The sequence below is a fragment of the Pseudomonas sp. ML2-2023-6 genome, from assembly GCF_037055265.1.
In the GTDB taxonomy this organism is placed as follows: Bacteria; Pseudomonadota; Gammaproteobacteria; order Pseudomonadales; family Pseudomonadaceae; genus Aquipseudomonas; species Aquipseudomonas kulmbachensis.
Genome location: NZ_CP146347.1, coordinates 2567740 through 2592809, shown reverse-complemented (window position 1 = coordinate 2592809; position 25070 = coordinate 2567740). Strand labels below are relative to the sequence as shown.

The following is a 25070-nucleotide window of genomic DNA, read 5'->3' as shown; positions in this document are numbered from 1 at the left end:
AAGCGAGGCTGCGAGGTGCTTGAGTCGCGCCCTTCGTTCCTCATCAGCGGCTACAGAACATCAGACCTCACCCCCCTACATTGAACTGCAACGCCGCCAACCGCGCATACAGCGGATTGCTGGCGATCAACTGGGCGTGGGTGCCGATGGCAACCAACTTGCCTTGATCCATCACCGCAATCCGATCGGCGTTTTGTACGGTGGCCAGGCGGTGGGCAATCACCAGCGTCGTGCGACCTTGCATCAGGCTGGGCAAGGCTTGCTGGATCAAATACTCGCTCTGGGCATCAAGCGCACTGGTGGCTTCATCCAGCAACAGGATCGGCGCATCGACCAGCAACGCCCGGGCAATCGCCAAACGCTGGCGCTGACCGCCCGATAACCCCAGACCGCCGTCCCCCAAATGGGTTTTGTAGCCCTCGGGCATTTGCAGGATAAAGTCGTGGGCATGGGCAATGCGCGCCGCAGCTTCAACTTGCGCATCACTGGCCTGAGCGTTGCCATAACGGATGTTGTCTTCGATGGTGCCGAAAAACAGTGCCGGGGTTTGCGACACCAGGGCAAAGCAACGGCGCAGGTCTTGCGGGTCAAGCTGAGTGATCGGCTGCCCCTCAAGCAGAATCTGCCCTTGCTGCGGATCGTAAAAGCGCAGTAACAAGTCAAACAACGTCGACTTGCCCGCACCTGATGGCCCCACCAGGGCCAGGGTCTCGCCCGCCTTGACCGACAGGCTCAGGCCGTCAATTGCATAGCTTTCAGGCCGTGAGGGGTAGGAAAAATGCAGGTTTTCAAGCTGCAAATTACCCTCAACCCGCGTAGGCAACACGCGCAACCCCGTGCTCGGCGCCAAAATAAGGCTTTTCGCCTGCAGCAGTTCGGCAATACGCTCTGCCGCACCCGCTGCCTGTTGCAACTCGCCAATCACTTCACTCAGGGTGCCAAACGCGCTGCCGACGACGAGGCTGTAAAACACAAACGCCGCCAACTCGCCGCCGGTGATACGCCCTGCGATCACGTCCATGCCGCCAACCCACAGCATCACCCCCACTGCCCCTAGAACCAGCAAGATAACCAAGGTAATCAGCCAGGCCCGTTGCAGGATGCGTTTGCGCGCGGTAGCAAAGGCCTGCTCCACAGTGCTGGCAAAGCGCTGCTGATCTTGCTGTTGATGGTTGTAGGCCTGAACCGTTTTGATCTGCCCCAAGGCTTCGGCGACATAACTGCCAACATCGGCGATTCGGTCCTGGCTCTGACGCGACAAACTGCGCACCCGGCGACCAAAGAACAGGATGGGCACCAGCACCAGTGGCAGGGCAACCACCACGATACTGGTGAGCTTGGGGTTGGTGACAAACAACAACACCACACCGCCAATCACCATCAGGCTGTTGCGCAAGAACAAGGACAGCGAAGAGCCGATGACCGATTGCAGCAAGGTGGTGTCGGTGGTCAGGCGTGACTGGATTTCCGAGCTGCGGTTGTTTTCATAAAACCCCGGATGCAAGCCGATCAGGTGATTGAACACCTGGCGCCGAATGTCGGCGACCACCCGCTCACCGATCCATGACACCAGGTAAAAACGCACAAAGGTGCCCACTGACAATCCCAGCACCAGCACCAGAAAAAAACCGATCGACTGGTTGAGCAAATGCGGTGACTGAGTCATGAAGCCCTTGTCGACCAACAGGCGAATGCCCTGCCCCATCGACAAGGTGATGCCCGCCGTAACAATCAGCGCCAGCAGTGCACCAAAGGCCTGCCAACGATATGGCGCAAGAAAATGGGTGGCCAAACGAATGGCCCGACGGTGCCGGGAAGAAAGCATGCGAGGGTATCCAGAAAGAGGACAAGGGTGAAAAGCCACCAGCCTACAACGAAGTTCGGTTTAAACCGGTAAACCTTTCTCAGTCGTTTTGAATATGACCAAGATCTACAAGGCCTAGGCTGTAAAGTTCTAAAGTGAGGCTGGAAGTTTCAGAATATTTCTGTTGGACTGGGATGGACACTGTGTTTGTAACAGCTCAGTCATTAAACGGATCTACAGTAGCGCTACCCCCTGATGAGGAGACAGGCCATGGATTTGCAACAGAACGCTCAAGCCGTACCCGTAATTCGCACCCAGACACACCAGTCTCTGGGGTGCGCAATCATCGATGAAAATGGTCAGGAAATTTCGATCACCGAAGAGATGATTCAGGACGCTTGCCACGAGCTGGAGCAACGTCTGGTCAAACCTTCACGCAAGGACTGATCCCTGCATACAAGACTTTCCCGATGATCAAACAGCTTTCGCTTCACTGACCGGCCTTACTGCGTAAGGCCGGTTTTTTTATCTGCGCAGGCTTATACCAGCACAGCGCCCAGGGCCTTTACCAATTGCTTCAAAGCCACGGACTCGCCTTCGATATGGACCGGCAAACCTTCGATTTCGCGGCGCAGCGGGTAATGCTTGCGCAAACCGTCGAATGCCAGCTTCTGCTCCTGGACACTGCCAATCAGGCTGCGGCGAAAGTCGGCATCGTCACGGCGCGGGTCGTACACACCACGACAAAGCATGCCCAGGGCCCAGGCGGGATCGGTGTCGGCACTCAATTCGACCTTCGCCAGCCAAGGCGCCGGCAGCAGGTCGGCGAGCTGCACCTGCGGGGTATGGCCAAGAAAATCACACAGGGCCTGATAAATCTGCGCGGTGCCCCGCTGTTTGCCATCCAGGCTGTAGCCGGCGATATGCGGGGTGGCCAGCACGCACAAGTCAGCCAGCTCAACGTCCACTTGCGGCTCGCCTTCCCACACATCCAGCACTGCTTGCAGGTCATCGCGACGGGTCAGCACGTCGCGCAGTGCGGCATTGTCGATCACCGGGCCACGGCTGGCGTTGATCAGCCAGGTGCCCGATTGCAGTTGCTCCAGGCGCTGCTGATCGAGCAGGTGCCAAGTCGGGAAGTCGCCGGTCTTGCTCAGCGGGGTGTGCAGGCTGAGTACATCGCACTGCTCGATGATCTGCTCGAGGCTGACGTAATCGCCACCTTCTGACGCTTCACGCACGGGGTCGCAAACCAGCACATTGAAGCCCAGCGAGCGCAGCACGTTAATCAGTCGCCCGCCCACTTCACCGGCGCCAATCACGCCATAGGTGCGCTGCGTCAGATCGGCACCTTCAATTTCGGCCAGGGTCAGCAGGCTGCCGAGCACGTAATCGACCACACCCCTGGCATTGCAGCCGGGGGCGCTGGACCACTGGATACCGGCTTGCTGAAAGTAGTCCAGCGCCAGGTGATCGGTGCCGATGGTGCATGTACCGACAAACCGCACCGCGCTGCCCTCGAGCAAATCGCGGTCTACTTTGGTCACCGAGCGTACCAGCAGGATATCGGCGTCATGTACGTCTGCGCGGTTGATCTGGCGCCCCGGCAAGCGGCGTATTTCACCGAAGTCAGCAAAAAATTCTTCGATCAACGGAATATTTTCGTCAGCAACAATCAACATGGCAGGCTCCTTTCGCGGAGAGGCAGTGTAGGCGTTGTTGCGATGAATGGGCCAGCCGGGTGTGGAAGGTACTCACAGTCACGCTTACAAACATCCTACAACTCAGTGTTTTCTGACCATTTGGTCAGGCGTACAATCCCCGGCTTTGCGCGTTAAACACTGTGGATGCACGACTGTGAACTCTGTAACTCATGACTCTCCCCCTATCGCTGTCAGCCGCCCGGCCCGGGTTCGCACAGAAGTTCGCGCGCTGCTGACGCTGGCGTTTCCGATCATCATTTCGCAGATCGCCACCACGGCCATGGGTTTTGTCGATGCGGTGATGGCTGGGCGCGTCGGGCCGCGAGACCTGGCTGCCGTGGCGCTGGGCAACTCGATCTGGGTGCCGGTGTTTTTGCTGATGTCAGGCATTTTGTTGGCAACCACGCCCAAAGTCGCACAACGCTTTGGCGCAGATGCTCACGCCGAAATCGGCCCCATCGTTCGCCAGGCGCTGTGGCTGGCACTGATAACCGGCGTGTGTGCGGCCCTGATCCTGATCGCTGCCGAACCGCTGCTGTATTTGATGAAAGTCGATCCTGACCTGATCGAACCGAGCATGGGGTATTTGCACGGGATCGCCAGTGGCATGCCTGCTGTAGGGCTGTATTGCGTATTGCGCAATTTCAGCGATGGCCTGGGCAAAACCCGGCCAAGCATGGTGCTGGGGCTGTGCGCCCTGGCGCTCAATATCCCGATCAACTACATCTTCATTTACGGCCACTTTGGCGTTCCGGCCATGGGCGGCGTGGGCTGTGGCTGGGCCACGGCGATTGTGATGTGGTTTATGGCCCTCGGCATGGTGGTCTGGACCTATCGCGGGGCGATCTACCGATCAAGCAAGGTCTACAGCCATTTTGAATGGCCACAATGGGCGATTCTCAAGCGTTTGCTCAGCGTGGGTTTGCCCATCGGGATCGCGGTATTTGCCGAGTCGAGCATTTTTGCGGTGATTGCCCTGTTGATTGGCAGCCTGGGCGCAACCGTGGTGGCGGGTCATCAAATTGCCCTGAACTTCAGCTCGCTGGTGTTCATGATCCCGTATTCGCTGGGTATGGCGATTACCGTACGCGTGGGGCAGGCACTGGGCCGTCAGCAACCAAGGGAAGCACGGTTTGTGGCGGGCGTTGGGATGGGCACCGCACTGATTTGGGCCGCGATTTCCGCCAGCCTGATCCTGCTGCTGCGCGAGCAGATCGCGACCGTCTACACCGCAGACCCAATGGTGATCGAGGTGGCGACCATGTTGCTGATGTTTGCCGCGCTGTATCAGTTTTCGGATGTGATCCAGGTGACTGCAGCCGGTGCACTGCGCGGCTATCAGGACACGCGGGTGACGATGATTCTGACCTTGTTTGCTTACTGGGGGATTGGTTTGCCGGTGGGTTATGCCTTGGGGCTGACCGACTGGTTCGGCGCAGCCAATGGCCCGAGCGGGCTATGGCAAGGTTTGATCGTGGGCTTGACCTGCGCCGCGCTGATGCTCGGCGTACGGCTGGCGCGTAGTGCGAAAAAGCATATTCGCCGCGCCGGGTAACCTGTAGCAGCTGCCGAAGGAACGAGGCTGCGTTCGGCGGCGCAGCCGTCGTAAAACCTGAGTCCGCAGTTTAACTGACAGACCGTGGACTCAGGTTTTACGATCGCTTCGCAATCGAACGCAGCCTCGCTCCTTCGGCAGCGGCTACACAAATTTCAATCCAGCTTTTTACGGATCCAGTACAGGTACTTGCCCGCCTCTTCCTGCTGCCCCACCAGTTCATGGTCCAGAAACACGCAGAACTTGGGAATGTCGCGGCGGGTCGAAGGGTCTGTGGCAATGACTTTCAGCAAGCCGCCCGGCGCCAGGTCGCGAATGTGCTGGTGCAACATCATCACCGGCTCAGGGCAGTTGAGGCCGGTGGCGTCCAGAGTGCCGTCAACCGGCAGGTCAGTAAAACTCATCAGTAACTCCCGAATCAGCGAGATTTAGGTTTTTTAACGTCCAGTCGACGCAGATGACAGGTCACTTCTTCACGGTCGTGGTACAGCTGCTTACAGCCGATTTCAACCTGGATGCCCCGCGCCTTGAAGCCGTCAGCGATGCGATCAAGCAAACGTCGCACTTCGGCATAGCGCTGTTTCATCGGCAATTTCAAGTTAACCACCGCTTCACGGCAATGGCCTTCGCCGATCCACTCTTCCAGCATCGCCGCATTGCGCGCCGGTTTCTCGACGATATCGCAGACCATCCAGTCCACTGGCTGCTTGGGCTTGAAGGTAAAGCCGTCGGCCATCAAGTGCTGCACCAGACCAGTATCCATCAGGCTTTCAGCCATCGGGCCGTTGTCGATGGCGGTCACGATCATGCCGCGATTGACCAACTGCCAGGTCCAGCCACCCGGGGCGGCGCCCAGGTCAACGCCGGTCATGTCACTGTGCAAGCGCTCATCCCATTGATCACGGGGGATAAAGTGATGCCAGGCTTCTTCGAGCTTGAGGGTCGAGCGGCTCGGCGCTTCGCGCGGGAACTTCAGGCGCGGGATGCCCATGGGCCACATGGCACAGTTATCGGACTCCGCCAGGCCGAGGAACACTTCGCGGCCGCTTTTAAAGGTCAGCAGCAGACGCGGCTTGTGCGCGTCGTCTTCAACCAGTTTGCCAGCCTTGATCAACGCCTTGCGCAAATGCGCTTCGAACTTCTTGCAGAAGTTGGACAGCTCTTTGCCATCGTTGGTGTCGACGATTTCCAGCCACAGACTGCCACACACCGGAAAATCGGCCATGTGCTCAAGGATGACGCTGATCCGGTCGGTTTCCGGCAGATCGACAAAGCTGCCCCGGGCCCATTGGCGCGGAAAGATCAGCTCGGCAAATCGCAAATTGTTCATAAGGCGTGCAGTGCCGCCTTCTTCGGTGCACACAAACTCGGCGCAGGCAGTGCTCGGCTTGGCCTTGGCATAGCCAGACACGTTAAGGCGAGCGGCATGCTCGGCGATTTCCGAGCAGACTTCGCCTTCAAAACCGGGGCGGCAGTGCATAAAAAGGGTGTTCATTGAATTACTCCTGGGCAACTGGCGGGAATTGGCCTGCTGCGCAACCTTGCTTTGGAGCAAGGCGTGTCACGAAAAGGCGGGCATGATAACTGACTTCGGAACCTTGAACCCGCATAGACAGTCCAGTTATTAGCCACAGCCCGGAATCAGAGCTAGGTTAGAAGCTCTGCTTTAACCCCGTGATCCGTCTAAAGGAGTCATTTCATGTCCTCCCTCGATAGCCTGAACACCCTGGCCACACTAAAAGTCGACGATAAGACTTATCACTATTTCAGCCTGCCGCTCGCCGCCAAGTCACTGGGCGATTTGAGCAAGTTGCCGATGTCGCTCAAAGTACTGCTGGAAAACCTGCTGCGCTGGGAGGACGGTAAAACGGTCACCGAGCCCGACCTAAAGGCCCTGGCCGCTTGGCTCAAGGAACGGAGCAGCGACCGGGAAATCCAGTACCGCCCGGCCCGGGTACTGATGCAGGATTTTACCGGAGTACCGGCCGTGGTCGACCTGGCGGCCATGCGCGCCGCGATGGCCAAGGCAGGCGGCGACCCGCAGCGGATTAACCCGCTGTCCCCCGTGGATCTGGTGATTGACCACTCGGTGATGGTCGACCGGTTCGGCAGCGCCAGCGCTTTTGAACAAAACGTCGATATCGAGATGGAACGCAACGGCGAACGCTATGCGTTCTTGCGTTGGGGGCAGAATGCCTTCGACAACTTCAGCGTCGTACCGCCCGGCACCGGGATTTGCCATCAGGTAAACCTGGAATACCTGGGCCGTACAGTCTGGACCAAGGATGAAGACGGCCGCACCTATGCCTTCCCCGACACTCTGGTAGGCACCGACTCCCACACCACCATGATCAATGGTCTTGGTGTATTGGGCTGGGGCGTGGGTGGGATTGAAGCCGAAGCCGCAATGCTCGGCCAGCCGGTGTCGATGCTGATCCCGGAAGTAGTGGGGTTCAAACTCAGCGGCAAGCTTAAAGAAGGCATTACCGCCACAGACCTGGTGCTGACGGTCACGCAAATGCTGCGCAGCAAGGGGGTAGTCGGCAAGTTCGTTGAGTTTTATGGCGATGGCCTCGCGGATTTGCCGCTGGCAGACCGTGCCACGATTGCCAACATGGCTCCGGAATATGGCGCGACCTGCGGCTTTTTCCCAGTTGATGACATCACCCTGGACTACCTGCGTTTGTCCGGGCGCCCTGACGCCACCGTGAAACTGGTCGAGGCCTATTGCAAAGCCCAGGGCCTGTGGCGCAACGCAGGCCAGGAGCCGATCTTTACTGAAACCCTGGCACTCGACATGGGCACGGTCGAAGCCAGTCTGGCCGGACCAAAACGTCCGCAGGACCGAGTTTCGCTGCCCAACGTGGCGCAAGCCTTCGAAGACTTTCTCAGTTTGCAGTTCCAGCCGAGCAACAAGAAAGAAGTAGGCCGACTTGAGAGTGAAGGCGGTGGCGGCGTGGCCGTGGGCAATGCGGACTTGATCGGCGAAGCGGACTACAGTTTTGAAGGCCATACCTATCGCCTGAAAAACGGCGCTGTGGTCATTGCTGCCATCACCTCGTGCACCAACACTTCCAACCCCAGCGTGATGATGGCCGCCGGACTGGTGGCAAAAAAAGCCGTCGAGAAGGGCCTGACGCGCCAGCCTTGGGTCAAGACCTCACTGGCACCGGGCTCCAAGGTGGTGACTGATTACTACAAGGCCGCAGGTCTGACCCAGTACCTCGACCAATTGGGCTTTGCCCTGGTGGGCTACGGTTGCACCACGTGCATCGGTAACTCGGGGCCACTGCCTGAGCCGATTGAAAAGGCCATAACCCAATCCGACCTGACCGTGGCTTCAGTGCTGTCGGGCAACCGCAACTTTGAAGGTCGCGTACACCCCCTGGTGAAAACCAACTGGCTGGCCTCCCCGCCGCTGGTGGTGGCCTATGCCTTGGCTGGCACGGTACGCATTGATATCAGCCGAGATCCGCTGGGCACAGGTAAAGACGGACAGCCGGTATACCTGCGTGATATCTGGCCAAGCCAGAAAGAGATCGCCGACGCCGTGGCACAAGTCACCACCGGAATGTTCCACAAGGAATACGCCGAAGTGTTTGCCGGTGACGAACAGTGGCAAGCCATCGAGGTGCCGCAAGCTGCAACCTATGTCTGGCAGGAAGACTCGACCTACATCCAGCATCCGCCGTTCTTTGATCAAATCAGCGGGCCGCTGCCGGTGATTGCTGACGTTAAAGGCGCGAATATTCTGGCGCTGTTGGGCGACTCGGTGACCACAGACCACATCTCCCCGGCCGGCAACATCAAGGCCGACAGCCCTGCCGGGCGCTACCTGCGCGAGAAAGGCGTCGAACCACGGGATTTCAACTCTTACGGCTCACGTCGCGGCAACCATGAAGTAATGATGCGGGGCACCTTTGCCAATATCCGCATTCGCAACGAAATGCTCGGCGGCGAAGAAGGCGGCAATACGATCTACATCCCTAGTGGCGAAAAACTGCCGATTTACGATGCGGCCATGCGCTATCAGGCATCCGGTACGCCACTGGTGGTGATTGCCGGTCAGGAATACGGCACCGGTTCAAGCCGTGACTGGGCGGCCAAAGGCACCAATCTGCTGGGGGTCAAGGCAGTGATTGCCGAGAGCTTCGAGCGCATCCACCGTTCAAACCTGGTGGGCATGGGCGTTCTGCCATTGCAGTTCAAGCTGGATCAGAACCGCAAAAGCCTGAACCTTACAGGCAAGGAAACCCTGGATATCCTCGGGTTAACGGATGCCGAGCTGCAACCACGGATGAATCTGACACTGGTGATCACTCGCGAGAATGGCAGCCAGGAGAAAGTAGAGGTGCTGTGCAGGATCGACACTCTCAACGAGGTGGAATACTTCAAGGCGGGGGGAATTTTGCACTATGTGTTGCGTCAGCTGATTGCTTCTTAGCCATAAGCTGTTTTTTGTAGCCGCTGCCGCAGGCTGCGATGGGGTGCGAAGCAGCCCCGAACCTTGACCGGGAGCGAAGGTCCTGCGGCCCTTATCGCAGCCTTCGGCAGCGGCTACAGGTTGCAGGTTGCAGGTTGCAGGATGAAGACAACCGTCGTTCCCACAAGAACCCGTGGATTCATTCGAATCGTTATACTTGCGCACCCTGGACTGAATCCGGGGTGCTTTTTAACGATTCAAAGGATTTTCATGATTGCTTTGCCATGGCCTTATCTGGCACTTCTGACCCTCGGCTACGGCCTTGCCCTAAGTTACGGGCAATTGGGCCTGCAAACCCTGATCGCGCTCGCCCTGCTGACTGTCAGCGGGCTCGCCGTACTCCAGCGTAAAAACCATTACCTGCGTTATGCCGGCCACGGATTGTTTGTACTGTTGGCCCTCGCGCTTGCACTGCATTGGCTACCCGGTTTCCATAACGGTCGAGCCATCAGTCCTACCTGGCTGACACCGGATGCCGTGCCATTCTCTATGTACTTCAACCTGGACAAACCGCTGATTGGTTTTTGGCTGCTGCTGGTGTGCCCGTGGATTGCCCCCCGGTTTGCCTGGCGCGCATCGCTTGGTGCCACTGTAATGGGGCTGGGACTGGCCGCCATTGTGGCGCTGGGCGGGGCGATGCTGCTGGGCATGATTGCCTGGGCGCCGAAATGGCCGCACCAGAGCACAATCTGGTTGTTGAATAATCTGCTGCTGGTGACCCTGGTTGAAGAAGCACTGTTTCGCGGCTATATCCAGGGCGGCCTGAGTCGCAGGCTCAAGTTATTGCCCTATGGCCAGACCATTGCGCTGGTGACCGCCTCGCTGCTGTTCGGCCTGGCCCATGCCGCAGCGGGCTGGCAATGGATGTTGCTGGCCGGGTTGGCGGGGGTCGGCTATGGCCTGGCGTACCGCTTTGGCGGTCTAGGTGCGGCAATTGCCACACACTTTGGGCTCAACGTGCTGCACTTCGTGTTCTTCACCTATCCGATGCTCGCCCCCTAAAGCGCTACATCTCTTCGCCGGGCTGTGCAGTGCCAGCCCGGCATCTGAAATATAAATTAAACAATTCCTTACGTGTGCCGAAAGCCTGTCAAAGTCTTGCGGATTGAAACGACATGCGTAATAACCAGCCCATCACTCAACGCGAACGCACATTTCCTGCGCAACAACGGTTGATTTCCACAACCGATGCCAAAGGCGTTATTTCCTACTGCAACGATGCTTTTATCGAAATCAGCGGGTTCTCGGGTGAGGAGCTGATACGCGCACCGCACAACCTTGTGCGCCATCCTGATGTGCCGTCCGCAGTGTTTGAGCACATGTGGAGCACCCTGAAAAAGGGCGCGCCATGGATGGGTATCGTGAAAAACCGCTGCAAGAACGGCGACCATTATTGGGTCAATGCGTACGTAACCCCGATCTTCGAGAACGAGCGCGTGGTGGGGTATGAGTCGGTACGGGTCAAACCGACCGCTGAACAAATCCGCCGTGCCGAAGCCCTGTACTCACGCATCAATAGCGGCAAATCGCCAGTGCCTCAGCGGGACAAGTGGCTGCCGGTGATGCAGGATTGGCTGCCCTTTATTCTGGTCAGCCAGTTGAGCTTCACCATTGGCGCCCTGCTCAATTCCAGCTGGGGTTTTGCCCTCGCCGCCTTGCTGTCGGTTCCGCTGGGGCTGCTTGGCTTGAGCTGGCAACAACGCGGAATCAAGCGCCTGTTGCGCCTGGCCGAGCAAACCACCTCCGACCCGTTGATCGCACAGATGTACACCGACAGTCGTGGCCCGCAAGCGCGTCTGGAAATGTCCATCCTCAGTCAGGAAGCCCGCCTGAAAACCTGCCTGACACGCCTGCAGGACACCGCTGAGCACCTGAGCGAACAGGCTCGTCAATCGGACATCCTGGCGCACAAGAGTTCTACCGGGCTGGAACGCCAGCGCGTCGAAACCGAGCAGGTGGCAACTGCGGTCAACCAGATGGCCGCGACCACTCAAGAAGTTGCCAGCCATGTGCAACGCACTGCGGACGCCACCCAAGAGGCCAATCGCCTGACCAGCCGTGGTCGCGATATTGCCGGGGAAACCCGTGAAGCCATTGAACGCCTGTCGGTGGTGGTAGGAGAAACCGGGGCCACGGTCACGCAACTGGCCAAGGACAGTGATGAGATCGGCGGCGTGGTTGATGTGATCAAGGGCATTGCCGATCAGACCAACCTTCTGGCCCTGAACGCGGCGATCGAAGCGGCGCGGGCCGGTGAAATGGGCCGTGGCTTCGCCGTGGTGGCTGATGAAGTGCGCCAACTGGCACAACGCACCAGCACCTCGACCGGGCAGATTCACAGCCTGATTGCCAAGCTGCAACAGACTGCCGCCACTGCCGTGCAGACCATGAACGCCGGGCACCGTCAGGCCGAAGAAGGTGTGGCGCGCGTACTGGAAGCCGATCAGGCGCTGGTGGGCATCAGCGAAGCGGTGGCCAACATCACCGACATGACCACCCAGATCGCAGCGGCAACCGAAGAGCAAAGTGCGGTGGCAGAAGAAGTCAGCCGTAACATCAGCACCATCGCCGACCTGGCGGACCAAACCTCGGAACAGGCGCAGCACTCCGCGCAGTTGAGCGAAGAACTGACCCAGACCGTGAATATCCAGTACTCGCTGGTGGAGCGGTTTAACCGCTGATGTAAAAAAGCCAGCGAGTAACTCGCTGGCTTTTTAGTTTTATCCTTCAGTCAAACGCGTATCGAAGACCAACGTTCGCGCCCCAAGGCTGTTCAATACTTTGACCATTCATGTATTCGAAGTCAGCGTGTAATTGCAAATTACTAGCAACTGACAGGGCCAGGCCAACACCCAACTCACCCCGAGTACCATGCAGGTCATTCTTGAAGCGGTTGCCATTGACCTTGATTTCATTGTCACGGGCAAATTCCTGGGCCAGCGCAACCTTGATGTAAGGGCTCGCCCATTCGTTACGATGCTCAAGGGTCATGCCCACTTTGCCGAGCAAAGAGCGGGTCATCGCATTCTCGGCCTGCAGTTCGGAGTCCAGACTGAAAGACTTGCCTTGCACCGCGACTACGGAAGCTTGAGCGAAAGGCTCGACGAACAGGTGTTCTGTCAGCTGAATAGTGCGACCCACCTCCAGCGAAGCACCCACACCATAATTGCGATAATTGCCTTTGGCCTTGCTGAAGTCGCTCATCACGACGTGCGCCCGGTTCTGGAATTGGTTAAGTTTGAGCACGCCATCGACGTAGTAGCCGTCGTCACGCATCCAGGTGCCGTAAGTCCCGACATAAAAGCTATCGACAGTGCCCGACGAACCTCGCGACTGCGACAAGTCAGATTTGCTGTAGCCCGCGAGCAGGCCGACCAAAAGCACGCCATCGGCACTCACCAGCGGCGCATCAACGCCCAGTGACAGACCTGTTTGATTTTGCCGATAGCCCAGCCCGTCGCTGCCCGAAACCTGATATTTGTTACCGTAACTGCGCATCCAGCTTCCGCCCTGCCCACTGCTACGTACCTCGCCCATTCGGCTGCGCAACGTGCTCATCTCGCCATACCATACGGTCGGCGCACTATTGAACAAAGCTTGAACGCTTCGGGTTGCCGGGCTTACTTCACGGTTTGAGCTGGTCAGGAACCAGTCGTCGCCCTCGCGTTCCATCGCATAAGAAAACGCACCAAGGTCAACACGCCCTCCCAACAGGGCAAAGTTCGCATTGCCACCTTCGGTATGGATAACCTGCAAAGGATCAAAACCCGGCGCTGGCTCAGCGCCTGTATTTTGAACACGAACAATATGGCTGCCACTGGCTTGACCATTTACATCCAGGAAGTCGATCTGGCGGTTGTTTATATCGAGCTTCAAACCAAACGAACCATTGCCCGACAACTCGCCCATGGCTAGCCGATGAAAGCCTTCGGAACCAGCGAAATCGACCGTGCCACCATTGAGCACCAGTGAGCCGGCACTGCTGTCGCCAGTGATGTTCCAGTTAACGTCCGAATCGAGCTGCAATTTCTCGATATCAGTCATCTGGCCAGTAAAGGAAGTGCCATTTTGCAAGCGGACATTTACCAGACCGCCCTCAGGAACAGTCAGGCTACCGTGCAGAAAACTGCCATCAATCACCAGATCCAGCACGCTGTCAGACTGCACATCAAGCAACTCGCCCTTACCGTCGCCAGCTGACAGGGTAAAGCCGTTGCTCACGGCAATGATTGCCTCGGCACCGGCATCTACCTTGATCGCGGGTCCATTGGTGCTCCCGATGTAAGCGCCGTCGATGTCGACTGTGTTGCCTGAGCCACTGATACTCAATGCCGCCGCATCGTGATGATTGTATTGAGCCGCCAGTGATAGCCAGGCTACCGCCGCTAAGCAGCGCCCCGACAGCACCCGCGCCATGGGCTTTTACGTGGGAATCCTTAAGCTCGATTTGGCCCTTGCCTCCGGCCTGTATCCCCGCCGCCCCTACCCCGTAAGTGTTAATCGAGCTGGCGCGCAGATCAATCGCCGAGCCACTGACGGCCAAGATACCAATAGCGCCTGCGCCCTCGGTCCGAATCGCCAGATCATGGCCGTTGACAATGCCATTCCAACCTCGAATGCCATAGCTTTTATCTCCCGTGGTGGTGATTGATCCTCCACCCAGGTTGATCGTTACCAGGCTATCCGCGTCGACCCCATGGGCCGTTTGACCACTCGTGGCAATCTTGACTTTTTCCACACTGGCCTTGCCATCAATATGCACCTTGAGTCCGGCCGCGCCTTCGCCTGATGTCGTCACAGTTAGCTCATCGGTACCGTTGAACTGCGAACCGAAACCGTAGACCAACACCCCGTGGGCAAGTTTACCGGAGGTCGTTGCACTCACCCCCGAGGCCTCGATTTTACCGCCGGAATCAGCATTCATTGCCGCTACACCGTCACCGGTGGTTTCGATATGTCTGTCACTGATCGTGATATTTGCGCTCTGTGCGATCACGGCATCTGCGTCTGCCGCTTGTACTTGCACGCACGAGAAGAGCAACGCCTGACTGACAGCCAGCATAAGAGCTGACTGACGCAATAAAGGGAAATGTGGCATCAAGATGAGAACTCTGCTGTTGAATTCTGAAGCTGAACTCAACCCTATTGCTGAGCCCATCTACGGAAAATGGCACTCATCTTGAAAGTAACCATCACAGGAAAATATCGAAAAAGTCATCCGTATATGTAGGAATAAACTTACGTTGACGCCAGAAAAATTACCGGTGCTTTCTGGTGACGAACAGTGCAGTTAAGCGAAGAACTGACCCAGACCGTGAATATCCAGTACTCGCTGTTGGAGCGGTTTAACCGCTAGGCGCATAGTCGTCGCCGGGGCCGCTGCGCTGCCCATCGCAGCCTTCGTGCCTCGGCAGCGGCTACAAGGAGTTAGCGCTCTGACAACCACCCCGCCACTTTGTCCGCCGCCGCCTCCAGATGCTGCTCATGGGTAAACCCCGATACCTTGAGCGGCTTGAGGTCATGATCCCCTGATACCAGCCAGAACACCTCAATGCCCGGCGCCAGCGTGTAGGCTCCTACCGCTTCGCGGTTGCCCAGAGCATCTCGTTCGCCTTGCACGATCAAGGTCGGCGCTTGCAGTTCAGCCAAGTGCGCCACACGGGGCTTTTCCGGTTTACCGGACGCGTAGAACGGATAACCCAGGCACACCAGTGCATCAGCGCCCAGTTCATCAGCCAGCAAGCTGGCCATGCGCCCACCCATTGATTTGCCACCAATGGCCAAGGGTCCAGCGACATAGCGTCGCACCTCAGTAAACACTTCACCCCAGCAATCGAGCAATTTGGCCTGCTGATTTGGCGGCCTTTTGCCACCATCCAGTCGCCGTTGAGCCATGTACGGGAACTCGAAGCGCAACACGCTCACCCCGCGTGCCGCAAGGCGCTCAGCCATGCCTGTCATCCAGTGACTGTCCATGGGAGCACCGGCACCGTGGGCCAATATCAGGGTGCACGCTTGATCGCCCTGGGCCCCGCTGGTGGCAGGATTCCACAGCCAGCCCCGTGCCTGCACGCACTGCGCCCATTGATCCCTGTCAATACCGACACTGCCTGTTACACCCATGCTTGCCTCGCTTTTAGTCTGCCTATAACTCCAGGCGTGCATGTGTATGCGCCTGAACCGTGGATGGGGAACCATGAACACTTCTACAAGTACCGCCTACAACTACAAGGTGGTCCGCCAATTTGCCATTATGACGGTGGTTTGGGGCATCGTCGGCATGGGGCTCGGCGTTTTTCTCGCCGCGCAGTTGGTCTGGCCAGAACTCAACTTCAATTTGCCTTGGACCAGTTTCGGGCGCCTGCGCCCATTGCACACCAACGCCGTGATTTTCGCCTTCGGCGGCTGCGCTCTGTTCGCCGCCTCGTTCTACTCGGTGCAACGCACCTGCCAGGCCACACTGTTTTCGCCGAAAATCGCGGCGTTTACCTTCTGGGGCTGGCAACTGGTGATTGTGCTGGCGGCCATCAGCCTGCCGCTGGGGTACACCAGCTCCAAGGAGTACGCCGAGCTGGAATGGCCGATCGACATTTTGATCACCATCGTCTGGGTCGCATACGCCATCGTGTTCTTCGGCACGATCATGAAGCGCAAGACCAAGCACATTTACGTGGGCAACTGGTTCTTCGGCGCATTTATCGTGACCGTGGCCATTTTGCACATCGTCAACAACCTGGAAATCCCGGTCAGCTTCACCAAGTCGTACTCACTCTACGGTGGCGCCACTGACGCCATGGTCCAGTGGTGGTACGGACATAACGCTGTGGGCTTTTTCCTGACGGCGGGCTTTTTGGGGATGATGTACTACTTCGTGCCGAAACAGGCCGAACGTCCGATCTACTCCTATCGCCTGTCCATCGTGCACTTCTGGGCGCTGATCACCCTGTACATCTGGGCCGGCCCTCACCACTTGCACTACACCGCACTGCCGGACTGGGCTCAGTCGCTGGGCATGGTGATGTCACTGATTCTGCTGGCGCCAAGCTGGGGCGGCATGATCAACGGCATGATGACGCTCTCGGGCGCCTGGCATAAGTTGCGCAGCGACCCGATTCTGCGCTTCCTCGTGGTGTCCCTGGCTTTCTACGGCATGTCGACCTTCGAAGGCCCGATGATGGCGATCAAGACCGTGAACGCCCTCTCCCACTACACCGACTGGACCATCGGCCACGTACACGCCGGGGCGCTGGGTTGGGTAGCGATGATTTCGATTGGTGCGCTGTACCACATGATCCCGAAAATTTTCGGCCGCCCGCAGATGTACAGCCTGGGCCTGATCAACGCGCACTTCTGGCTGGCCACCATTGGCACCGTGCTTTACATCGCCTCGATGTGGGTCAACGGCATCGCTCAAGGCCTGATGTGGCGCGCAGTCAACGAAGACGGCACGCTGACCTACTCCTTCGTCGAAACCTTGGTGGCTAGCCATCCAGGCTATGTCGTGCGACTGGTTGGTGGTGCGATCTTCTTCAGCGGCATGTTGCTGATGGCTTACAACACTTGGCGCACCGTGCGTAACGCCGAGCCCGCTGAAGTCGTAGCCGCCGCGCAGATGGCCTGAGGAGTTGGCAATGAAACACGAAGTCGTTGAAAAAAATATCGGCCTGATGCTGTTGCTGATGATTCTGTGCGTGAGTGTTGGCGGCCTGACGCAAATCGTCCCGCTGTTCTTTGAAGACGTGACCAACACTCCGGTGGAGGGCATGAAGCCTTACACCGCGCTGCAACTGGAAGGCCGCGACATCTACATTCGCGAAGGCTGCGTGCAGTGTCACTCGCAGATGATCCGCCCATTCCGCGCCGAGACCGAGCGTTATGGTCACTACTCGGTAGCCGGTGAAAGCGTGTGGGATCACCCGTTTCTGTGGGGTTCCAAGCGTACCGGGCCAGACCTGGCCCGCGTCGGTGGTCGCTACTCGGATGACTGGCACCGTGCGCACTTGTACAACCCGCGCAACGTAGTGCCCGAGTCAAAAATGCCAGCGTATCCATGGCTGGTTGCAACCCCGGTAGATGACAGCCACACCGTGAAAAAACTCGAGGTGATGCGCACCCTGGGCGTGCCGTACACCGACGAAGACATCGCCAACGCCAAGCAGTCGGTACAAGGCAAGACCGAAATGGACGCGCTGGTGGCCTACCTGCAAGTGCTGGGCACTGCCATCAAGAGCAAGAGGTGAGTCATGGTCTTCGAGATGAGTAGTGGAATGATTCGCGGCCTGGGCACCGTGGTGGTGGCCGTGGCGTTTATCGGTCTGGCGCTGTGGGTGTTCAGCCCACGGCGCAAGTCGGAATTTGAAGACGCGACCTTACTGCCATTCAAGGACGATCCAGAGGCGATTCAACACGTCGAGCAAGAACAAGCGTCTAGGAGTAACAAAGCATGACCACCTTCTGGAGTCTCTATATATGTGTGCTGACCATTGGCACGCTGATCGGCCTGACCTGGCTGCTGGTCGGTACGCGCAAGGGTGAAACCAAGAGCGACACCGTCGAGACCATGGGCCACAGCTTCGATGGCATCGAGGAGTACGACAACCCGCTGCCGCAGTGGTGGTTCATGCTGTTCGTTGGCACGCTGGTGTTTTCGGTGGGGTACTTGATCCTTTACCCGGGTTTGGGCAACTGGAAAGGCCTGCTGCCCGGCTATGAAAATGGCTGGACCGGGGTTCATGAGTGGGAAAAGGAGATGGACAAGGCTGACGCCAAGTTCGGACCGATCTTCGCCAAATATGCCGCCATGCCTGTGGAACAAGTAGCGCAAGACCCGGCCGCACTGAAAATGGGCGGTCGCCTGTTTGCATCCAACTGCTCGGTGTGCCACGGCTCGGATGCCAAGGGTGCTTTCGGCTTCCCGAACCTCGCCGACAACACCTGGCGTTGGGGCGGTGATGCCGACACCATCAAGACCACCATCATGGGCGGCCGCATCGCGGCAATGCCAGCCTGGGGTGAGGTGCTGGGCGAAGCCGGGGTCAAAAACGTCGCAGCTTATGTGCGTCATGGCCTAGCGGGACTGCCATTGCCACAGGACACCACGGTGGATCTGGCTGCTGGCAAGCAAGCCTTTGATACCACCTGCGTGGCGTGCCACGGCGCAGAAGGTAAAGGCATGCCCATGATGGGCGCGCCGGATCTGACGCAACCTGCCGGTTTTATCTACGGCACCAGCCTGGCCCAATTGCAGCAAACCATCCGCCATGGTCGCCAGGGCCATATGCCTGCGCAAAACGAGTTGCTGGGCAACGACAAGGTGCAACTGCTTGCGGCCTACGTGTTCAGCTTGTCGCACGGTAAGCAAGAGGAAAACACAACCGAATAATTACCGGACATTTCCTGCCGCATCATTTTGGTGCGGCAGTTCCCGCCTCAAAGCGCGACCAAGTGTCGCACCTCTTTTTAGTCCCTCATTGCTCTCCCGCTATTCAGGGCTAAGCTCTTCTCTTGCGCGATCCGGATTTTCCCGGGCTCACGTCAAGTGAAATTAATCGGTAAGTTGAAGGGCACTGTTACGGGCCACACTAGTGGGTTTACACCGGCTATCGTCCATTGCGATCTTCGCCATGCTCTTGCCACGCCTTGCCCCCACCTGAATTTGCCCGCATCACCCCCTCCGGTTTTGCCCCCCATGCGGCATTTTTGTCGAGGTCACTTTGACCTTACTTCCCGCATGGAAAGGCCGCAGAATAAGCCTTGGAAAGCATTGACCGGGGTCATGCTTCGTTGCAATAGCCCTACGCTTTATACATACTTGCGACCGATTTTTATCCTAATAAAACACCTAAACCGTGGAACCTTAGAATGAGCACAGCAATCAGTCCGACTGCTTATAACTATAAGGTAGTCCGCCAGTTCGCCATCATGACGGTGGTCTGGGGGATCCTTGGCATGGGGCTCGGGGTTTTCATCGCGTCACAGCTTGTGTGGCCTGAATTGAACCTTGGCCTTGAATGGACGACCTTCGGCCGTCTGCGCCCCTTGCATACCAACCTTGTGATCTTTGCCTTTGGTGGCTGTGCATTGTTTGGCACCTCTTATTACGTCGTACAGCGCACCTGCCAAACGCGACTGATCTCCGACACGTTGGCCTCGTTTACCTTTTGGGGTTGGCAGGCCGTCATCGTCGGCGCGATCATCACGTTGCCGCTGGGCTACACCACGACCAAAGAATACGCAGAGCTGGAATGGCCTTTGGCTATTCTGCTGGCCATTGTCTGGGTGACCTACGGCATTGTGTTCTTCGGGACCATTACCAAGCGTAAAACCAAGCACATCTATGTAGGTAACTGGTTCTACGGTGCGTTCATTGTCGTGACGGCAATGCTGCACATCGTCAACCACGCGTCCCTGCCGGTGAGCTTCTTCAAGTCCTACTCGGCTTACGCCGGTGCGACAGATGCCATGATTCAGTGGTGGTACGGCCACAACGCGGTAGGTTTCTTCCTGACTACTGGCTTCCTGGGCATGATGTACTACTTCGTGCCCAAGCAGGCCGAGCGTCCGATCTACTCGTATCGCCTGTCTATCGTGCACTTCTGGGCGCTGATCACCCTGTATATCTGGGCCGGTCCGCACCACTTGCACTACACCGCTCTGCCGGACTGGGCTCAGTCGCTGGGCATGGCAATGTCGATCATCCTGCTGGCTCCAAGCTGGGGCGGCATGATCAACGGCATGATGACCCTGTCGGGCGCCTGGCATAAATTGCGCACCGACCCGATCCTGCGCTTCCTCGTTGTGTCTCTGGCCTTCTACGGCATGTCGACCTTCGAAGGCCCGATGATGGCAATCAAGACCGTCAACTCGCTGTCGCACTACACCGACTGGACCATCGGCCACGTACACGCCGGTGCACTGGGTTGGGTTGCGATGATTTCGATCGGCGCCATGTACCACATGATCCCGAAAGTCTATGGCCAAAAGCAGATGTACAGCACCAGCCTGATCAACGTGCACTTCTGGCTGGCGACTATTGGTACTGTGCTTTATATCGCTTCGATGTGGGTCAACGGCATCACCCAGGGCCTGATGTGGCGTGCAATCAACGACGACGGCACTCTGACCTACTCGTTCGTGGAAGCTCTGCAAGCCAGCCACCCGGGCTTTATCGTTCGCGCCCTTGGCGGTGCAATTTTCGCCAGCGGCATGCTGTTCATGGCCTACAACGTGTTCCGCACCGTGCGTGCCTCGAACCCGGTAGAAGCTGAAGCGGCGACCAAGATCGCTGTAGTTGGAGCCCACTGATGATCAAGCACGAAACAATCGAGAAGAATATTGGCCTCATGGCCTTCTTCATGGTGATCGCCGTCAGTATTGGCGGCCTGACTCAAATCGTTCCGCTGTTCTTCCAGGACGTGACCAACACCCCGGTCGAAGGCATGAAGCCGCGTAACGCGCTGGAACTGGAAGGCCGTGACATCTACATCGCCAATGGCTGTGTGCAATGCCACTCGCAGATGATCCGTCCGTTCCGCGCCGAAACCGAACGCTATGGCCACTACTCGGTCGCCGGTGAAAGCGTGTGGGACCACCCGTTCCTGTGGGGTTCCAAGCGTACCGGCCCGGATCTGGCCCGTGTTGGCGGCCGTTACTCCGATGACTGGCACCGTGCGCACCTATACAACCCGCGCAACGTGGTTCCCGAGTCGATCATGCCAGCGTACCCGTTCCTCGTAGAGCGCAAGCTGGACGGCAAGGACACCGCGAAAAAAATGGAAGTCTTGCGCGTGCTCGGCGTCCCTTATACCGACGAAGACATCGCCGGTGCCAAGGATGCTGTGAAGGGCAAAACTGAAATGGACGCACTGGTGGCTTACCTCCAGGGCTTGGGCACCATCATCAAAAGCAAACGGTGATCTGGATGGATATCGGGATGATTCGCGGCCTGGGCACTGTCGTCGTGATGGTGGCTTTTATCGGTTTGGCATTGTGGGTATTCAGCCCGCGACGCAAGTCAGAATTTGACGACGCTACCTTGTTGCCATTCAAGGATGATCCCGAAGCCATCAAGCACGTCGAGCAAGAGCAAGCTTCTAGGAGTAACAAAGAATGACTACGTTCTGGAGTCTGTACGTTACAGTCCTCACTCTGGGTACCATCTTCGCCTTGACCTGGCTGTTGCTGGCCACCCGCAAGGGCCAGCGCAGCGAGCAGACCGACCAAACAGTCGGTCACGCTTTCGACGGGATCGAAGAGTACGACAACCCAATGCCGAAATGGTGGTTCATGCTGTTTGTGGGCACCGTCATTTTCGCCCTCGGCTACCTGGTTCTGTACCCGGGCCTGGGTAACTGGAAAGGCCTGCTGCCGGGCTACCAGTACCTGGACACCAAAGAGCAAACCCCGTTTGCCAATGGCCAGACAGGCTGGACCGGGGTTCACGAGTGGGAAAAGGAAATGGCCAAATCGGACGCCAAGTTTGGTCCGATCTTCGCCAAATTCGCAGCCATGCCGATTGAAGAAGTAGCCAAGGACCCGCAAGCACTGAAAATGGGTGGCCGTCTGTTCGCGTCCAACTGTTCGGTGTGCCACGGTTCCGACGCCAAGGGCGCTTACGGCTTCCCGAACCTGACCGACGCCGACTGGCGCTGGGGTGGTACGCCAGCAGACATCAAGACCACCATCATGGCCGGCCGTCACGCCGTCATGCCGGGCTGGTCTGAAGTGATCGGCGAGCAAGGTGTCAGCGACGTAGCTGCCTACGTACTGACCAGTCTCGATGGCCGTAAATTGCCGGAAGGCGCAAAGGCCGACCCTGCCAAGGGCAAGGAGCTTTTCGCTACCAACTGTGCGGTTTGCCACGGGCCTGAAGGTAAGGGTAACCCGCTGATGGGCGCACCGAACCTGACTCACCCGGGAGCGTTCATCTACGGATCGAGCTTCGCTCAACTGCAGCAGACCATCCGCTACGGCCGTCAGGGCCAGATGCCTGCACAGGCCGACCTGCAAGGGAACGACAAGGTTCACTTGCTGGCCGCCTACGTTTACAGCCTGTCCCATGGCGATGACGCCAAGGCAGACGAGTAACGCAGTCGTCTGAAAGCTACAAAAAATGGCCCCGCCAACGAAAGTTGGCGGGGCCATTTTGTTTCAGTCGGTGTTTTAAATTGCCGGGAGTCCGCCAAAAGTAGTAACGTTTCTACATTAAATATCGGGAGGATCATCCCTATGACCATCACCACTATTTCCAGCCGTGAATTCAACCAGGACACAAGCGGTGCCAAAAAAGCATCGCAACAAGGGCCTGTTTACATCACTGACCGTGGCCGCCCAGCCCATGTACTGCTATGCATGGAGGAGTACCAACGGCTGACCGGCCTGAACACCAGCATTGTCGACCTGCTCGTCATGCCCGAAACAACGCCGGTTGAATTCGAACCCGAACGCGCAGTCATCACACCGCGCCCAGTGGATTTCTAATGTTCCTGCTCGATACCAACGTGGTTTCAGAACTGCGCAAAGCCCAGGCCGACCCTGCAGTGGTAGCCTGGGCCCGCAGCGTCCCCGCCTACAGGCTGTATATCTCGGCCATTACCCTGCTTGAAATCGAAACCGGGATCCTGCGCCTTGAGCGCCGCGACCCCGAGCAAGACTCACCACTGCGCAACTGGCTCGAAGCCCATGTGATACCCGCCTTTGCCGGGCGCGTCCTGTCAATTGACGGCGCTGTTGCCAGGCGCTGTGCACGCCTGCATGTGCCTGACCGCAGCAATGAATGCGACGCGCTGATCGCAGCCACCGCACTGGTGCATGACATGACCGTGGTTACCCGCAATACCCGGGACTTTGCCTTTAGCGGCGCCCCTGTGCTCAATCCCTGGGAGCTTTGACTCAGGCAGAACACAACTGACCTGAGCGCTTAAGTCAATTGATCCATGTCATGAGTTGTTACAACTCTTATACCAACTTCTTCTTTTCCGGAACGCGACCAAAGGTCGCACCCTTGAGCTAGAGTCACAGGCGTATCATTACGCCACTGCTACACCTTCTGACCGCGGTCGGCATGTACTGACCGAGGCATTTTCCACTGCCGTGGGACGCACTAATGAGCAATCAGATTCCTGTACACAACGTTACGCCACCTGCCAAAAAACCCACTGAAAGTACCGATTTGTACGCAGCCCGGGAAAAAATCTACACCCGTGCCTTTACCGGACTTTTCCGCAACCTGCGTATCGCAGGCGGCGCTGTGTTGTTCCTGCTGTATTTCGGTACGGTGTGGCTCAACTGGGGCGGGCACCAGGCCGTCTGGTGGAATCTTCCCGAGCGTAAATTCTTTATTTTTGGCGCCACCTTCTGGCCACAGGACTTCATCCTGCTGTCCGGGCTGCTGATCGTCGCCGCTTTTGGCCTGTTCTTTATTACGGTGTATGCCGGGCGCGTGTGGTGCGGCTACACCTGCCCGCAAAGCGTCTGGACCTGGGTGTTCATGTGGTGCGAAAAAGTCACCGAAGGTGATCGCAACCAGCGCATCAAGCTCGACAAGGCGCCAATGAGCGCCAACAAGTTCCTGCGCAAACTCAGTAAGCACTCCTTGTGGCTATTGATCGGCTTTGTCACCGGCATGACCTTTGTCGGCTACTTTTCACCGATTCGAGAACTGGTCATCGACTTCTTTACCGGCCAGGCTGATGGCTGGGCCTATTTCTGGGTCGGCTTCTTCACCCTCGCCACTTACGGTAACGCTGGCTGGCTGCGCGAACAGGTATGCATTTACATGTGTCCGTATGCGCGCTTCCAGAGCGTGATGTTTGATAAAGACACCCTGATCGTGTCGTACGACCCGCGCCGCGGCGAAGTCCGTGGCCCGCGTAAAAAAGATGCAGACTACAAGGCTCAAGGCCTGGGCGACTGCATTGACTGCACCATGTGCGTACAAGTGTGCCCGACCGGCATTGATATCCGCGACGGCCTGCAGATCGAGTGCATTGGCTGCGCCGCATGTATCGATGCCTGCGACAGCATCATGGACAAGATGAACTACCCTCGCGGCCTGATCAGCTACACCACCGAGCACAACCTCTCGGGCCAGGTCACCCACAAACTGCGCCCGCGCCTGATTGGCTATGCGCTGGTGTTGCTGACCATGATGGGACTGCTGGCAGCCGCATTCTTTACCCGCCCCCTGGTCGGTTTCGACGTCAGCAAAGACCGCGTGCTCTACCGCGAAAACGCTGAGGGCCGGATTGAAAACGTCTACAGCCTGAAGATCATGAACAAGGACCAGCAAGACCACACCTACGTGCTGGACGCCACTGGCCTGCCGGACCTCAAGCTGCAGGGCAAACGCGAAATCAAGGTTGCAGCAGGCGATATCGTCAGCCTGCCGGTCGAGCTGTCGATTGCCCCCGAGAAGCTGCCGTCGAGCACCAACGAGGTGTTCTTTATCCTCAAGGATGCCGACAACAACGACATTAATGTTAAAGCCAAGAGCCGATTCATCGGCCCACAAATCAGATAAGAGAG

General features: G+C 57.8%; 23 protein-coding genes. 16 read left to right on the top strand and 7 right to left on the bottom strand.

Annotated elements, in window-relative coordinates; genetic code table 11:
• Positions 1-67: 67 nt before the first annotated feature.
• Positions 68-1825, bottom strand: a complete 1758-nt coding sequence (locus V6L79_RS12030) for an ABC transporter transmembrane domain-containing protein (protein ID WP_261741727.1) — start codon at positions 1823-1825, stop codon at positions 68-70.
• 249 nt (positions 1826-2074) lie between these two features.
• Here V6L79_RS12030 and V6L79_RS12025 point away from each other — a divergent pair, with 249 nt between their 5' ends.
• The gene (locus V6L79_RS12025) at positions 2075-2251 is read left to right on the top strand and encodes a PA1571 family protein (protein ID WP_261741726.1); all 177 of its coding nucleotides are present in this window, start codon (positions 2075-2077) and stop codon (positions 2249-2251) included.
• 92 nt (positions 2252-2343) lie between these two features.
• Here the strand turns inward: V6L79_RS12025 and pdxB are convergent, their stop codons facing one another.
• Complete coding sequence (gene pdxB / locus V6L79_RS12020) at positions 2344-3486, bottom strand: 4-phosphoerythronate dehydrogenase PdxB (RefSeq protein ID WP_261741725.1); 1143 nt, start codon at positions 3484-3486, stop codon at positions 2344-2346.
• Positions 3487-3661: 175 nt separating this feature from the next.
• Between pdxB and V6L79_RS12015 the strand changes: the two genes are divergently transcribed.
• Complete coding sequence (locus V6L79_RS12015; RefSeq protein WP_261741724.1) at positions 3662-5062, top strand: MATE family efflux transporter; 1401 nt, start codon at positions 3662-3664, stop codon at positions 5060-5062.
• Positions 5063-5217: 155 nt separating this feature from the next.
• Here the strand turns inward: V6L79_RS12015 and tusA are convergent, their stop codons facing one another.
• Together tusA and rlmM are read right to left on the bottom strand one after the other, a co-directional pair.
• A complete protein-coding gene (gene tusA, locus V6L79_RS12010) occupies positions 5218-5466 on the bottom strand; it encodes a sulfurtransferase TusA (RefSeq protein WP_261741723.1) in 249 nt (82 codons plus the stop codon).
• Between the two features lie 14 nt (positions 5467-5480).
• Positions 5481-6557, bottom strand: a complete 1077-nt coding sequence (gene rlmM / locus V6L79_RS12005) for a 23S rRNA (cytidine(2498)-2'-O)-methyltransferase RlmM (RefSeq protein WP_261741722.1) — start codon at positions 6555-6557, stop codon at positions 5481-5483.
• 204 nt (positions 6558-6761) lie between these two features.
• On the opposite strand from rlmM, the gene acnA reads away from it, so the two are divergent.
• The 3 genes from acnA (at position 6762) to V6L79_RS11990 (ending at position 12226) form a co-directional block, all read left to right on the top strand.
• A complete protein-coding gene (gene acnA / locus V6L79_RS12000; RefSeq protein ID WP_321836773.1) occupies positions 6762-9506 on the top strand; it encodes an aconitate hydratase AcnA in 2745 nt (914 codons plus the stop codon).
• A gap of 249 nt (positions 9507-9755) precedes the next feature.
• Positions 9756-10547 carry a type II CAAX endopeptidase family protein gene (locus V6L79_RS11995; protein ID WP_321836117.1) on the top strand — a complete coding sequence of 264 codons (792 nt, stop codon included), beginning with the start codon at positions 9756-9758 and terminating at the stop codon, positions 10545-10547.
• Between the two features lie 113 nt (positions 10548-10660).
• The gene (locus V6L79_RS11990; RefSeq protein WP_261741719.1) at positions 10661-12226 is read left to right on the top strand and encodes a methyl-accepting chemotaxis protein; all 1566 of its coding nucleotides are present in this window, start codon (positions 10661-10663) and stop codon (positions 12224-12226) included.
• 46 nt (positions 12227-12272) lie between these two features.
• Here the strand turns inward: V6L79_RS11990 and V6L79_RS11985 are convergent, their stop codons facing one another.
• The 3 genes from V6L79_RS11985 to V6L79_RS11975 form a co-directional block, all read right to left on the bottom strand.
• Positions 12273-13589, bottom strand: a complete 1317-nt coding sequence (locus tag V6L79_RS11985) for an autotransporter outer membrane beta-barrel domain-containing protein (protein ID WP_338580312.1) — start codon at positions 13587-13589, stop codon at positions 12273-12275.
• Positions 13590-13728: 139 nt separating this feature from the next.
• Positions 13729-14685 carry a hypothetical protein gene (locus V6L79_RS11980; RefSeq protein ID WP_338580275.1) on the bottom strand — a complete coding sequence of 319 codons (957 nt, stop codon included), beginning with the start codon at positions 14683-14685 and terminating at the stop codon, positions 13729-13731.
• A 287-nt stretch (positions 14686-14972) separates the two neighbouring features.
• Entirely contained in the window at positions 14973-15668 is a 696-nt protein-coding gene (locus V6L79_RS11975; protein ID WP_338580274.1) for an alpha/beta family hydrolase, read from the bottom strand.
• Positions 15669-15741: 73 nt separating this feature from the next.
• Here V6L79_RS11975 and ccoN (V6L79_RS11970) point away from each other — a divergent pair, with 73 nt between their 5' ends.
• From ccoN (V6L79_RS11970) to ccoG, 11 genes are all read left to right on the top strand, one after another.
• A complete protein-coding gene (gene ccoN, locus V6L79_RS11970; RefSeq protein WP_019826669.1) occupies positions 15742-17166 on the top strand; it encodes a cytochrome-c oxidase, cbb3-type subunit I in 1425 nt (474 codons plus the stop codon).
• A gap of 10 nt (positions 17167-17176) precedes the next feature.
• The gene (gene ccoO / locus V6L79_RS11965) at positions 17177-17785 is read left to right on the top strand and encodes a cytochrome-c oxidase, cbb3-type subunit II (RefSeq protein WP_261741716.1); all 609 of its coding nucleotides are present in this window, start codon (positions 17177-17179) and stop codon (positions 17783-17785) included.
• Between the two features lie 15 nt (positions 17786-17800).
• The gene (locus tag V6L79_RS11960; protein ID WP_019826673.1) at positions 17801-17992 is read left to right on the top strand and encodes a cbb3-type cytochrome c oxidase subunit 3; all 192 of its coding nucleotides are present in this window, start codon (positions 17801-17803) and stop codon (positions 17990-17992) included.
• Positions 17989-18927, top strand: coding sequence for a cytochrome-c oxidase, cbb3-type subunit III (gene ccoP, locus V6L79_RS11955; RefSeq protein WP_338580273.1), 939 nt, complete (start codon positions 17989-17991; stop codon positions 18925-18927). Before V6L79_RS11960 ends, ccoP (V6L79_RS11955) begins: the two co-directional genes overlap by 4 nt.
• 479 nt (positions 18928-19406) lie before the next feature.
• On the top strand, positions 19407-20849 hold the full coding sequence (ccoN, locus tag V6L79_RS11950) for a cytochrome-c oxidase, cbb3-type subunit I (protein WP_261741714.1): 1443 nt from the start codon (positions 19407-19409) through the stop codon (positions 20847-20849).
• Positions 20849-21460 carry a cytochrome-c oxidase, cbb3-type subunit II gene (gene ccoO, locus V6L79_RS11945; protein ID WP_261741713.1) on the top strand — a complete coding sequence of 204 codons (612 nt, stop codon included), beginning with the start codon at positions 20849-20851 and terminating at the stop codon, positions 21458-21460. Before ccoN (V6L79_RS11950) ends, ccoO (V6L79_RS11945) begins: the two co-directional genes overlap by 1 nt.
• Positions 21461-21465: 5 nt before the next feature.
• The gene (locus tag V6L79_RS11940) at positions 21466-21657 is read left to right on the top strand and encodes a CcoQ/FixQ family Cbb3-type cytochrome c oxidase assembly chaperone (protein ID WP_003447209.1); all 192 of its coding nucleotides are present in this window, start codon (positions 21466-21468) and stop codon (positions 21655-21657) included.
• On the top strand, positions 21654-22631 hold the full coding sequence (ccoP, locus tag V6L79_RS11935) for a cytochrome-c oxidase, cbb3-type subunit III (protein ID WP_261741712.1): 978 nt from the start codon (positions 21654-21656) through the stop codon (positions 22629-22631). The genes V6L79_RS11940 and ccoP (V6L79_RS11935) overlap by 4 nt, the downstream gene beginning before the upstream one ends.
• 141 nt (positions 22632-22772) lie before the next feature.
• A complete protein-coding gene (locus tag V6L79_RS11930) occupies positions 22773-23024 on the top strand; it encodes a type II toxin-antitoxin system Phd/YefM family antitoxin (protein WP_261741711.1) in 252 nt (83 codons plus the stop codon).
• Entirely contained in the window at positions 23024-23434 is a 411-nt protein-coding gene (locus V6L79_RS11925) for a type II toxin-antitoxin system VapC family toxin (RefSeq protein ID WP_338580272.1), read from the top strand. Before V6L79_RS11930 ends, V6L79_RS11925 begins: the two co-directional genes overlap by 1 nt.
• Before the next feature lie 215 nt (positions 23435-23649).
• The gene (ccoG, locus tag V6L79_RS11920) at positions 23650-25065 is read left to right on the top strand and encodes a cytochrome c oxidase accessory protein CcoG (protein ID WP_261741709.1); all 1416 of its coding nucleotides are present in this window, start codon (positions 23650-23652) and stop codon (positions 25063-25065) included.
• Positions 25066-25070 lie beyond the last annotated feature (5 nt).

Coding starts and splice junctions, on each gene's coding strand:
- tusA (WP_261741723.1), bottom strand. CDS start 5,466: ATGAGTTTTACTGACCTGCCGGTTGACGGCACTCTGGACGCCACCGGC.
- ccoP (WP_338580273.1), top strand. CDS start 17,989: ATGACCACCTTCTGGAGTCTCTATATATGTGTGCTGACCATTGGCACG.
- V6L79_RS11975 (WP_338580274.1), bottom strand. CDS start 15,668: ATGGGTGTAACAGGCAGTGTCGGTATTGACAGGGATCAATGGGCGCAG.
- V6L79_RS12030 (WP_261741727.1), bottom strand. CDS start 1,825: ATGCTTTCTTCCCGGCACCGTCGGGCCATTCGTTTGGCCACCCATTTT.
- pdxB (WP_261741725.1), bottom strand. CDS start 3,486: ATGTTGATTGTTGCTGACGAAAATATTCCGTTGATCGAAGAATTTTTT.
- ccoO (WP_261741713.1), top strand. CDS start 20,849: ATGATCAAGCACGAAACAATCGAGAAGAATATTGGCCTCATGGCCTTC.
- ccoN (WP_261741714.1), top strand. CDS start 19,407: ATGAGCACAGCAATCAGTCCGACTGCTTATAACTATAAGGTAGTCCGC.
- V6L79_RS12025 (WP_261741726.1), top strand. CDS start 2,075: ATGGATTTGCAACAGAACGCTCAAGCCGTACCCGTAATTCGCACCCAG.
- ccoO (WP_261741716.1), top strand. CDS start 17,177: ATGAAACACGAAGTCGTTGAAAAAAATATCGGCCTGATGCTGTTGCTG.
- V6L79_RS11960 (WP_019826673.1), top strand. CDS start 17,801: ATGAGTAGTGGAATGATTCGCGGCCTGGGCACCGTGGTGGTGGCCGTG.
- V6L79_RS11940 (WP_003447209.1), top strand. CDS start 21,466: ATGGATATCGGGATGATTCGCGGCCTGGGCACTGTCGTCGTGATGGTG.
- V6L79_RS11925 (WP_338580272.1), top strand. CDS start 23,024: ATGTTCCTGCTCGATACCAACGTGGTTTCAGAACTGCGCAAAGCCCAG.
- ccoG (WP_261741709.1), top strand. CDS start 23,650: ATGAGCAATCAGATTCCTGTACACAACGTTACGCCACCTGCCAAAAAA.
- V6L79_RS11995 (WP_321836117.1), top strand. CDS start 9,756: ATGATTGCTTTGCCATGGCCTTATCTGGCACTTCTGACCCTCGGCTAC.
- V6L79_RS11990 (WP_261741719.1), top strand. CDS start 10,661: ATGCGTAATAACCAGCCCATCACTCAACGCGAACGCACATTTCCTGCG.
- V6L79_RS11985 (WP_338580312.1), bottom strand. CDS start 13,589: ATGACTGATATCGAGAAATTGCAGCTCGATTCGGACGTTAACTGGAAC.
- ccoP (WP_261741712.1), top strand. CDS start 21,654: ATGACTACGTTCTGGAGTCTGTACGTTACAGTCCTCACTCTGGGTACC.
- acnA (WP_321836773.1), top strand. CDS start 6,762: ATGTCCTCCCTCGATAGCCTGAACACCCTGGCCACACTAAAAGTCGAC.
- ccoN (WP_019826669.1), top strand. CDS start 15,742: ATGAACACTTCTACAAGTACCGCCTACAACTACAAGGTGGTCCGCCAA.
- V6L79_RS11930 (WP_261741711.1), top strand. CDS start 22,773: ATGACCATCACCACTATTTCCAGCCGTGAATTCAACCAGGACACAAGC.
- rlmM (WP_261741722.1), bottom strand. CDS start 6,557: ATGAACACCCTTTTTATGCACTGCCGCCCCGGTTTTGAAGGCGAAGTC.